Annotated in this window: 10 protein-coding genes; 4 read left to right on the top strand and 6 right to left on the bottom strand. The window is 43.0% G+C overall.

What is annotated here, in order from left to right; translation table 11 throughout:
- The first annotated feature begins 113 nt into the window (after positions 1–113).
- Positions 114–347 carry a hypothetical protein gene (locus AC1DV1_RS26715; RefSeq protein ID WP_477366176.1) on the top strand — a complete coding sequence of 78 codons (234 nt, stop codon included), beginning with the start codon at positions 114–116 and terminating at the stop codon, positions 345–347.
- Positions 348–439: 92 nt separating this feature from the next.
- Positions 440–1,099, top strand: coding sequence for a Crp/Fnr family transcriptional regulator (locus AC1DV1_RS26710; protein ID WP_477366173.1), 660 nt, complete (start codon positions 440–442; stop codon positions 1,097–1,099).
- Here the strand turns inward: AC1DV1_RS26710 and AC1DV1_RS26705 are convergent.
- On the bottom strand, positions 1,096–1,677 hold the full coding sequence (locus AC1DV1_RS26705; RefSeq protein ID WP_477366170.1) for an HPP family protein: 582 nt from the start codon (positions 1,675–1,677) through the stop codon (positions 1,096–1,098). The genes AC1DV1_RS26710 and AC1DV1_RS26705 overlap by 4 nt on opposite strands.
- Positions 1,678–1,712: 35 nt before the next feature.
- Between AC1DV1_RS26705 and AC1DV1_RS26700 the strand changes: the two genes are divergently transcribed.
- Positions 1,713–1,880 carry a hypothetical protein gene (locus AC1DV1_RS26700; protein WP_477366167.1) on the top strand — a complete coding sequence of 56 codons (168 nt, stop codon included), beginning with the start codon at positions 1,713–1,715 and terminating at the stop codon, positions 1,878–1,880.
- A gap of 364 nt (positions 1,881–2,244) precedes the next feature.
- On the opposite strand, the gene AC1DV1_RS26695 is transcribed toward AC1DV1_RS26700, so the two are convergent.
- The 5 genes from AC1DV1_RS26695 to AC1DV1_RS26675 form a co-directional block, all read right to left on the bottom strand.
- Entirely contained in the window at positions 2,245–3,810 is a 1,566-nt protein-coding gene (locus AC1DV1_RS26695; RefSeq protein ID WP_477366164.1) for a M56 family metallopeptidase, read from the bottom strand.
- Entirely contained in the window at positions 3,807–4,178 is a 372-nt protein-coding gene (locus AC1DV1_RS26690) for a BlaI/MecI/CopY family transcriptional regulator (protein ID WP_477366161.1), read from the bottom strand. Before AC1DV1_RS26690 ends, AC1DV1_RS26695 begins: the two co-directional genes overlap by 4 nt.
- A gap of 138 nt (positions 4,179–4,316) precedes the next feature.
- Positions 4,317–5,099, bottom strand: a complete 783-nt coding sequence (locus tag AC1DV1_RS26685) for a class I SAM-dependent methyltransferase (protein ID WP_477366158.1) — start codon at positions 5,097–5,099, stop codon at positions 4,317–4,319.
- 48 nt (positions 5,100–5,147) lie between these two features.
- Complete coding sequence (locus tag AC1DV1_RS26680) at positions 5,148–7,136, bottom strand: glycoside hydrolase family 97 protein (protein WP_477366155.1); 1,989 nt, start codon at positions 7,134–7,136, stop codon at positions 5,148–5,150.
- Between the two features lie 131 nt (positions 7,137–7,267).
- Positions 7,268–7,990, bottom strand: a complete 723-nt coding sequence (locus AC1DV1_RS26675; RefSeq protein WP_477366152.1) for a hypothetical protein — start codon at positions 7,988–7,990, stop codon at positions 7,268–7,270.
- A 551-nt stretch (positions 7,991–8,541) separates the two neighbouring features.
- Here AC1DV1_RS26675 and AC1DV1_RS26670 point away from each other — a divergent pair.
- Positions 8,542–11,445, top strand: coding sequence for a DEAD/DEAH box helicase (locus AC1DV1_RS26670; RefSeq protein ID WP_477366149.1), 2,904 nt, complete (start codon positions 8,542–8,544; stop codon positions 11,443–11,445).
- Positions 11,446–11,793 lie beyond the last annotated feature (348 nt).

The following is an 11,793-nucleotide window of genomic DNA, read 5'->3' as shown; positions in this document are numbered from 1 at the left end:
AGTAATATAAAATAGACTTTTTGAAAAATATTTCACAATAAAATATTGCACATGCAATATTTTATTGCAAGTTTTGCCATCGAAATTATTTAAAACATTGCAAGGATAGTAACATGAAAAAATTCAGTTATGCATTAATGGCGATAGGGGTTATCATCATTATTATTGGTTTTTTAACTTTTACCCATTTAAAAACAGTTAACGCGGTTGATTCACACAACTGGACAATTTATATTAATGGCGCAAAATCATTCCCCTGGCCGGTATTTGGGGGTTCGGTAATTGCCATACTGGGAATTATTTTTAACATGGCTACCTGGGAGCAGCCAAAAGGCCGGTACTTTTAATAATTTCGCAAAGGCGGTTGCCAATAATAAAACAGTATTCATACATGGCAAAAAGTAAAAGTGTTTGTGATTTAAAGAGTTGCTTTTTGTGCATGCACTGCTTAAAAGACTGGATTCCGGTTATTGATGCGCAGCGGAAAAATTATGCTGTAAAAAAGGGGGAAATAATATTTAAGGAAGGCGACCCGGTTACAGGAATTTATTTTGTTTACGAAGGCAAAATAAAAGTGCATAAAAAATGGGATGCCGAAAAAGAACTGATATTACGTTTTGCGCAAAAAGGCGATATTGTTGGTCACCTGGGGCTTGGCGATACGGGTTATTATCCGGTATCGGCTACGGCTATTGAGGCCGGCGTAATCTGTTATATCAGCATGGATTTCCTGGAATCGACCCTGAATATTAACAATAACTTTGTAATTAAGCTTATGCGCTTTTTTGCCAACGAGCTGCAGGAGTCTGAAAAGCGAATGCGCAACCTGGCGCATATGCCTGTTAAGGGGCGGGTTGCCCAGGCGCTTATTTCCCTTAAAAATAAGTTTGGTATAAATGCCGGTGGATTTATCGATATCGACCTGAGCAGGCAGGATTTGGCCGCATTTACCGGTGCTGCATACGAATCACTTTTTCGTACTATAAATGACCTGGTTGAAGAAAAAATTATCGAAATAGCAGGAAAAAGCATACTTATTAAAGCCGAGGATTTATTGCGCAAGCTAACAGATGAAGCTGGTGCACAGCCGGCTGCTTAGCGCTGGTACCTGCGCCATACCATAAACCATTTTTTATTGTTGGGATATTTGCGATGGCCGCTTACGTTGTTTACCAGCAAAGCCACCAACAACAATACTGTTGCGCCGGATAGCACCGGGCTTAATACATATAAATACCCCAATGCCTGTATTTTGACCGACCCGATATTGGCAATGAGTGCTGTGGCGCCGCCCGGCGGATGCAGCGTTTTGGTAATTTGCATTAATACAATGGCAATTGATACAGCCAGGGCCGATGATAGCCAAACCTCGTGCGGGATAAGCTTATGCATAGTTACCCCAACAATAGCGCAGATTACGTGGCCGCCAATTAAGTTTCGGGGCTGGGCAAGGGGGCTGTTTACAATGCCATAAATTAATACCGATGAGGCGCCGAAAGAGCCGATAAGAAATAAATTATCCGAAGAGCTAAAGTACCGGTTGCTACAAAAACCAATTAAGCCTATACCCAGGAACGAGCCTATAAACGTCCAGAAATGTTCTTTATAATCAACCAGCGTTTCTTTATAAACAATATAACGGGCGGTGCGAACGTGGCGATGTATCCTTCTGATCATAACAATTGGTGGGCGCAAAAATAGGCACTTTAATCATGATTATAAACAATTGGGAACTGATAGTAATGGTTGATTTTGTAGAGGCGCATCACATGCGTCGCCCACATGCAAATCGAAACCGGTATAGCGGGAAACGCATGTGCAAGAATCCAGGCTACAGCAATGTGGTTACTGTCCTGGCCCTGGCTGATGGTTGCTTATAATGACGCGTTGTAAGTTATTGATTGTTAGTATAAAATATCCGTAATCGCAAGTAACTACCAGCTCAGCTGGAAAAAACAGAGATGACATGGTGGCAAATGGAGTTGCTGTAGAGACGCATAATTGCGTCTCCCGCAGGATATTCAGAATTTGCAAGACCGATTTGCATGTGTGATTTGCATGGGGGAGACGCAATTATGCGTCTCTACATTAAAAAAAACACACTCGATGATCAACATGATTATAACATTGGCTAACTAAATCTTGTCTTGCCGGGATTCCTAATTTTAAGTCTACATTAAACCTATATCATATTTGCAGGAAACGAAAAGACCCCGGATTCTTTCAATCCGGGGCCCTTTGTTATTAAAGCATCATTAATCCTGTTTGCTTTGCACCAAAAGGTGTTCGGCAATACATGCGCGCTATTTTTGTTTTTGCCAGCGTTTCTTTGCGGTAGTTAGCGTAATAATCAACTGTCATCAAATCAACCTGGTATTTATAGGTTTTATCTTTGGCAGCGCCTGCATACAGTTTGCTGACAAATACCTGCGCAAAATCGGCCGACGTGTATTTTTCAAGTTCGGCGTTAGCCGCTCTTTTTCCGTTAATCCAGATACCATAGGTGCGTGCATCTGTAAAAACGCTCAGTTGCTTTGCCGTCGGGAAGGCCCGTGGCAGTATAAGCCCGTTGCCCATCATAAAACCAACCATTTGTTGTGCCTGCTGTTCTTTGCTCATCTGGCCATATATTTCTTTAAGCCGGGCTTTATCCTCATCCGAAACTTTCATGATCTTTCCATCCGCCGAGATCATGTTTTTACCGTGGCTACTTAAGGCTGCCGAAAAATAAGGCTCATATTTATCAGCGATGTTTTTATACTCGGCCAATAACTCGGGCGATACACCATTTACAGTATGCTTATAATTGAGCTCGGCAAAAATAAAGTCGCGTTGTACTTTGCCCGGCGGGCTATTTTTCGGCGCTGGTTTGGGTTGAAGCTGGTCGGCTTTTCCTCTAGCTGCCGGCAATGCAAATTTTGGTTGCTGCGCTTCGGTTTTGGTGGTGAATAACAAAAATGCCGCAATGGCGAAGGGCATAACGGCCAGCCGGCTTAGCCAGGCGTTAACGGTGGTTGTGGTTTTAGTCATCATGATCAATCTTTTTTTGGTAATAGCGTAGTTGAATTGGCTGGTTATGCCTAAGCCGTTAAGGCCTGATAAACTGTGAATAAGCAGGTTTTGATAGTTGGCAGTATCGTAGTGCGTATTTAATACCGCGGCATCGGCCAAAAATTCGTGGTTTAGCTTAATGTACCTGCGGTATATTAAGATGAAGGGGTTAAACCAGCAAATGGCTTGTACAAGCTCGGTAAATATGATATCAAAAGAGTGTAACTGGCGGGCGTGTGCAAGTTCATGATATAAAACGCCACCGTCAATTTGTCCGTTTTGATAGTCGTCGCGGTTTAAAAACATGTACTTTAAAAAGGTATGCGGCGTTTGTTTTTGGTCGATTAGCACCAGTTTTGCATTTTCATATGGGGCGCTATAGTTTTTATCTATAGTTTGTTTGATGCTATATAGATTTTTAACAAACCGCAATAAAAGCAAGCCGGTAATTAAAATATAAATGCAGGGCAACAAGTAAAACAGATAGTTGATGCGTTCAGGACTTGCTGTTGTAGCCGCCGGTATTAATGTTGAGGGAGTTGCCGGCGCATCCAGTATTTCTGCCTTAAAATAAGGTTGTTCAACAATCGTTGCAGCACGTTGCTGTATGCTGATTAACGGTACCGAAAGCGAAAATACAATGCCGAACAAAAGGTAAAACCTGTTGAAAGTATACATTGCTTTATTTTTAAGCAATACAACATAAGCAAGCAGCAACAAGGCGCTGCAAAGCGTAAAGTTTAGCAGGTAGGTTGTCATGGTTTTTTTTTGTTTAATTGTTGGTCTATAATCTTCTTGAGGTCTTGTAATTCGGCATCGGTAAGGTGGGTTTCGGTTGCGAAAAACGAAGCAAACTGAATGGCCGAATTGCCAAAAAAGTTTTTGATAAGCCCGTTAACATGGGTTGCAAAGTAATCTGACTTTTTTACCAGCGCGTAATACTGCCTTGAATTCCCCATCAGGTTATAGGCTACAAAACCTTTATCCTGCATGCGTTTCAATAAAGTGGCAATAGTAGTTACTGCGGGTTTGGGCTCCGGGTAACTATCTATCAGGTCTTTCAGGAAAACTTCCTGGCCTGCCCAAATCAGTTCCATTAATTGCTCTTCGGTATTGGTTAGCTTCATGTTCTACGACATTAGAATTTACTCTACAATTGTAGAGTAAATAAATCATAAATGCAAACGACTTTCGAAATTATTTCTACAATTGTAGAGCGATTGTAGAAATAGGTTTTTAGATATAAGTATGCGGGCAGTAAGGTTTTATTTCGCCGTTATAATAATCCTGAATTTATTATGATAAACTACGTGCCCATTGGCTTTAATGTAAGGCTGTATAGCGGTCGATATGGTTTCATAAACCTTGTCAAAGCCGCTGTGATCTACGGCCCTCGCTACAGGGCCTGCTGCAATTAACCCCTTTAGCGCGACCTCGGTGGTGGGGTAATCCCATATCGAATCGATATCTGAACTTTCCAGGATTTTAAAGCCAACGGTCTGCAGGGTGTTTTCTAACAGCTGATTTTCGGACAATGTAAATGGCCCGGGTGCGCCGGGTGGCGGTGGTGGCATTAACGAACCTACAGCTTTTAGGTAACTGGCGGCTTCGCAATCCTCTTTATTGCCCCATATCATGGCAATAAGCATGCCGCCGGGTTTTAAAACACGCTTAGCTTCGGTAAGCGCGTTTTTTACATTGGCTGCGTATTGAAACGAGTTGAAGCCGCAAACTATATCGAAGCTATCATTGCCAAATGGGAGTTCTTCCATTTCGCCGGTTAAAAAGGTGACAGCCCTGTTTCGTTCCCTGGCTAATGCGATGAGCGGTTCGCTGGCATCGATGCCGGTTACCTTCGCCCCGGCGTGATAGGCCAGATCGCTAAACAAGCCCGAGCCGCAGCCTACATCCAACATCGAATAGCGGTTATTTACTTTAAGATAATCTAATACATAAAGATAGCCGGCATTGCCCGTTTGCTCCTGGATGTTGGCCCAATCTTTTGGGCGCTTACCCCACAATTGCCCCTGGATACCTTTTGAACCCATAGTTATTTGTAAATGAGTGCCTAAGCTATAAAAATAACGAAATTATACTTAATTCACCTTCTCAAATCTTGCAGCCCAGCCACCGCCAGGTGCAAGTTTTACAGATAGCTTGTCTTTCGCGGTAACGTTTATAACGGTGCGTTTATAATCGGTAGCGTCCTTATCGGCATTTACGCCATCCTCAAATACAATGGCCTTATAATTGCCATCGCCCAAAAATGCTAAATCGATATTTAAATCCCTCGCATCCCAGTTGCTCATGGCGCCGGCATACCAGGTGGCGCCTTTGCGGCGTGCAATGGCTACATATTCGCCCACTTTACCATCAAGGGCAACGGTTTCGTTAAAGGTGGTAGGCACCGCAGCTATAAAATCGGTACTTTCCTGCTCTTTGGTATAAATGGTAGGGTTATCGGCCATCATTTGCAGCGGGGCCTCAAATATGGTATACATGGCCAGTTGATGACAGCGAGTTCCCTGGCTCATCGGGTTGCCATTAACCGGGCGAAAATTTGCTTTGGTTGCGTTGCGCATAGCACCTGGCGTGTAATCCATCGGCCCGGATAGCATGCGGATGAACGGGATACTTACATCATAACCCGGGTGGTTGGTTACACCCCATTTTACATTCTCCAGCCCTTTCACGCCCTCAAAATTCACAATATTAGGAAAAGTGCGCTGGATGCCGCCGGGCTTGTACATGCCATGGTAATCAACAATCAGGTGATGGTTGGCAGCCTTTTGGGCTATATCATATAGCGATGCAACCATTTTCTGATCGTCGCGGTCAATAAAATCTATTTTGAACCCTTTTACACCCATTTTTGCGAATTTGTCAAAAGCTAAATCGGTTTGGCGGGTAAGTGCATACCAGCTGGTCCACAAAATGAGGCCCACGTTTTTTTGTTTAGCATAATCAAGCAGTTCCTGCAGGTTAATCTCGGGCGAAATCTGGGTAAGGTCCACAATGCTCGACCAGCCCTCATCCAGCACCACATATTCTATTTTATTAGCCGATGCAAAATCGATATAGTATTTATAGGTTGGGTTATTGATGCCTGCCTTAAAATCAACGTGGCTGATGTTCCAGTCGTTCCACCAATCCCAGGCTACCTTGCCGGGTTTTATCCACGATAGGTCGGTTAGCCTTGATGGTTCGGCAAGCTTTTGCACCATGTCGCTATTGGCCAGCTGCTTGTCTTCGGTGCTGATAATCACCACGCGCCATGGGAAACTGCGGGTACCGGTGGTTTTGGCAATATAATTGGCCCGGCCATTCACCACGTAGTTCATGTTGGCATAACCGCCGGTTTGCTCCACTGTAGGATATTTGGCAAATGCTCCTTTCAGGTTTTTGCTGCCGCTACCATCGCCGGTTAAATACATACCCGGGTAATTGTTTAGGTCGGCCTCTAAAATGGCTGCCTTTTTCGGAGCGCCAACATCAACCAATACGGGCAAAAAAGCCAGGGTGTCTTTTTTTACGGCAGAGATGTTGATGTTATCGTAAAGTGCTTCAAAAGAGGTTGTCCATTTATCCTTGTTCCTGAAATCGTTCACAAAAGGCAGATAAGCTTTATTATCGTCCTTAAAATTGAAGTTGGCTTCCTCGTCAACAACGGTAATTTCACCCTTTTTTTGCGTGATAAAGCGGTAGGCCACCCCATCGTCATAGGCACGGAATACCACCGCGTAATCGCCTTTAAAGTTGATGATAACCTGGTTGTATTGGTCATGAACCCTATCTTTTTTATAAATAGGGGTATTAAACCAGGTATCTGCGAATGATGTTTTGGCCGATTTTACAACCGCGTTTTTGCCTAACACCTCGCCGCCAGCCAATGTCATGGATACAGTTGACGGGGTGATAATCGCTGTCCCTTCATGCTTTGCTTCCCAGCTGATTGTGGCACCGGTAGCAATAGCTAAATCGATTTCGCCATTCGGCGATTTTATATGGTAGTTTTTTGCCGATTGGGCAAGGAGTGTGATAACAGGAAGGCATAGGCAAAGCAGGAGTAAAAGTTTAGTCTTCATCACAAAGGTGTTATGGTTAAAAATGGCGATTTATGCAATCCGAAACTAAGTATAAATATACTTACGGCATAATGCATTCCCTACAAATTGTAATGAGAAAAAAACAGCGAGAGTTAGTTGGGTTAATGAAGCTACTCGTCGCCCAGGTCGTACTCTTTGTTAATCAGGCTGATCAATAGTTTAGCATGTTGCAGCTGTTGCTTCAGCATATTGTTGTAGCCCAATACCACCCCTTTTAACAAAGCCGCCTTATTGGCCAGTGATAAAGCGTTTGATGCAAATAAAGGGCTTACATTAGGGCCGGGTGTTTTCCCGTTTTCCACAATATAGCGTACGTCCATTGTTTCACTAAGCTTATCAATACACTCTTTGCCGTAATCGCCGTATCCCTTTTTTTGCCCGTCTATTTGAGTGATGTTAGATTCGTAGTTCATGACACTATCGGTAATAGCATGGTTTTGTATGAGCCTTAATGAGCCGGAATATTTAAGCTGGGTAAGTGTGCCGGTTGAAAATGGCATAACCGAACTTACCAGCATCGCCCAACTTAATTTATGCAGATGTATAATTTCGGGTTTGGAAATATTTGGAGTACTTAAAATGTTAATAACACTATCTAACCCCTTTACCTTCTTGTTGTTTAGGTCAATAATAATCTGTAAATCTTTGGTATCCGATTTAAGATCTCTTACCATGCTGTGCATATATTCCTTGGCATGGCTATGTTCATTGATATGTTCCAGTTCATATTCGGCAACTGAGCCGGCAAAGACAGCCAGGAACAACATGAAAAATTCAAATAGGTAATGCTTTAGCTTACTTCTGTCGGTGTGGGTGTGGTGGTGTACTTCCATTGTAAAATGATGCCCTAAAATAATAAAAATGTTGTTGCGGAATATTAAACAGGATACTTTTCTTGCGCAAAGACGCAAAGAAAAATAAGCAGGTCACTTCGCCACTTAGCATCTTTGTCTTTTGCTAGAAATGATGCCCTCCTGGGATGGTTACAATGAAAAAGGGCCAACAAAACGAACAGATATTTAGATGCCTTAATTGCGAAAAACATCATTTTTATGTTAACCATACCAAAGTCGCAAACAGCTGATTATTAAATGTTTAATGTGTTTTGTTTTCGAAATGTGTTAAGTTATGTTAACCATGTTTTGGCGTTTGACCAACACGATCGGCCCTGAGATTCGTGAAATTCAATTAAGTTGTAATGCTGGCGGCAAAATATTAGGGCCTAAGTTTTTACCGCCACGCAKGCTGTTAACAAGGGCACGCCCCGGCCCCCGAAATTCGCCGTCTGAATTAAAAAACAAAAAATCCTTTCAATTCCCCCAAATTCTGATTACGTTTGAATTTTTTGTTGATGTAGCTTCTATTAATTTTTTATCAAAAGTTAATGCTACGAGTAGACAGTACAAAACCCTGCCAGATTATTTATGCCATTGCAAAGCATGATTACCTTGGCTATGTAATTGAGCCACACATCGTTCAGCTTAACCCCAACGGCGAATTTTCATTAACCCACCAGCGCTTATTTTCCAATACGGCAAAGGAGTTTATTCATTGTATTGATGAAGTTGATATTAAGCTTATCAAGATTTTGGAGGAGATGGAGCAGGGCAATGTGATTAAACGCTTTTATAAAAAGCCTATTCGGCCGTTTGAGTTTTTTGCCAAGATATTTAACGAAACATTATTTGATACCATTCGCCCCAAGCTGGAGAAAAGGATGGCCGAAGCACTGAACCTGCTGACGCAAACCGGCAAAAAGGTTTACCAGATGAGTAAGGAGGGCTATCCCGGCGAACGGAAGCTGCAGATAGCAACTGAGCCGGCCAGCGTGCTGTTCCATTTCAGGCGAAATGAGGAGGAGATACGGTATTTCCCGACGATTAAATACCAGGTAATGCGCATCGAATTCATGTTTAAAAATGCCGAGATCATTTGTAACCACCCGGCCTGGATGCTGCTGGACGACACCCTGTATTATTTTGATAAAGAGATAGAAGGTAAAAAACTGGTGCCGTTCCTGAATAAGCGCTATATCGCAATTCCCAGGTCGTCAGAGCAGTCCTACTTTGAAAAGTTTGTTGCGCCGCTGATTGAGAAGCACAATGTATATGCCGAAGGATTCACGATAAATACCGAAAAATACGATGCGCAGCCGGTTATAAAACCTATTTATGTAGAGGGGGGCACATCGCAGCTGCAATTGTATTTTAAATATGCGGGCTATATTTTCCCTTACGGCGATGGGCGTACGGTATCGGTAAGGATGGAGAAAAATGGCGACGATTACCTGTTCCACCGCATTAAACGCTCGGGTACCTGGGAAAAAGGCAAGATGGCACAACTGGAGCAATTGGGCCTTAAAACTGCCTCCAGCTTATTTCAAAACCTGGAGGTTGATAATAAGCATGATGAAGACGCAGATCATTCTTTCTCGGTATTTGAATGGCTTAATCAGCATCATAACCAGTTAACAGAGCAGGGTTTTGAAATAGAGCAACCTGAAGGACAAAAGCGGTACGTTTTTGGAAACAGCAAAATAGACCTTGAAGTATCTGAAAACAACGATTGGTTTGATATTAACGCCATTGTTTGGTTTGGGCCATACCGTATTCCCTTTATCCAGCTAAAAAACCATATCCTTAACCATAAAAAGGAATTTGTTTTGCCATCGGGCGAGATTGCTGTTATCCCTGAAAAATGGTTTTCGCAATATGGTAACCTGCTGCATTTTACCGAGGGTGGTAATGATTTACGGCTGCGCCGCCACCATATAGGCCTGGTTAACGACCTGGCCGAAGGCGAAATGGCTAACGTTACCATGACCCGCAAGCTACAAAGGCTTACCAATTTTGAAGAGCTGGAGGAAATTGAGATGCCGGTGAATTTTGAAGGCAACTTGCGGGCCTATCAAAAAGCGGGCTATAACTGGTTTCACTTTTTAAAACAATATCATTTTGGTGGTTGCCTTGCCGATGACATGGGGCTTGGTAAAACGATACAAACCCTGGCCCTGCTGCAAAAACATAAAGAGTTTACCGAAGCGGAGGGCAGCAAGAGTACATCGCTGGTTATTATGCCAACATCGTTGATATACAACTGGCTTAACGAGGCAAAAAAATTCACACCGCAATTGCGGCTAATGGTTCATACCGGCACATTAAGGTATCGGTCGGCAGATGTGTTTGCTAACTATGACGTGGTTATTACCACCTATGGCATCAGCCGGATAGATATTGAAATGTTTAAGGAGTACTTTTTTGATTATGTGATACTTGATGAAAGCCAGAACATCAAAAACCCATCGTCAAAATCATTCCAGGCGGTTAAGCAGCTCAAGTCGCGCTTTAAGCTGATATTGAGCGGTACCCCGGTTGAAAATTCGGTTAACGACTTATGGACGCAGATGTCGTTTATAAATCCCGGCCTGTTGGGTAACCAGCAGTTTTTTCAGAACGAGTTTGTAACGCCCATAGAAAAGAAAAAGGACGAGGATAAGGCCCGTAAGCTACAGGCGCTCATTAAACCTTTTGTGCTGCGCCGTACCAAAGAGCAGGTAGCTACAGAACTGCCTCCAAAAACAGAAACGTTGCTTTACTGCGAGATGAGCGAGGAGCAGGCATCGGTATATGAAAAAATAAAGTCAGAATACCGCAACGAATTGCTGAAAAGCCTGGAGGATGGCACCTTTGCCAAAACCCAGATACAGGTTTTGCAGGGGCTTATTAAGCTGAGGCAGATAGCCAACCATCCCATCATGATTGATAAGGATTACGAGGGCGATAGCGGGAAATTTGAAAACGTTGTACACACCCTGGCCAGCGTGCTGGATGGCGGGCACAAGGTGTTGATATTCTCGCAGTTTGTGAAGCAGCTTGCCATTTACCGCGAGCACCTCGAGCGCGAGGGGATACCATATGTGTACCTTGACGGCAGCACCCAAAACCGGGGCGATGTGGTTAAACAATTCCAGGAGAATAAGAAAACCAGGGTATTCCTGATATCGATAAAAGCCGGAGGCGTAGGCCTTAACCTTACCGAGGCCGACTACGTATTTATCCTTGACCCTTGGTGGAACCCCGCGGTTGAACAACAAGCCATTGACCGCACCCACCGTATTGGGCAAACCAAAAATGTGTTCATCTACAAATTCATCACCAAAGATTCTGTTGAAGAGAAAATACTTGCCTTGCAGCAGCGCAAATTAAGCCTGAGCCGGGCTTTAATTACCACCGAGGAGAGTTTTATCAAATCGCTTACTGCGGATGATATAAAGGAGATATTGGGGTAGAAACCCCAGATGTGCAGGTGTGCAGATTTCAAATGTGCAGATGGAAGATTTTGAATGTGTATATTTCAGATTATTTGATCTGGATAAAGCATAAAAAAAATGAGGCTGTATCATAAATCATGATCAGCCTCTTTTTTATTATTAATGGTTTATTGCTATAAAATCAATTAGTTATCTATGGTTTTATTTGTTTTAACAATCTGATTTTCATATATTTAAAGTATAGATATATGAGATATGGCAATCAGACAACCTGTTTTCAAACACTATGATCAGCAGCAAATATTAGCTATTCCGCCAACCCTGGAGGAGCTAATCCCGCAATCCCATCCGGTTAGAGTTGTCAAT

This window comes from Mucilaginibacter sp. P4_D1 (assembly GCF_056401935.1).
This window is presented reverse-complemented; position numbering and strand designations above follow the sequence as displayed.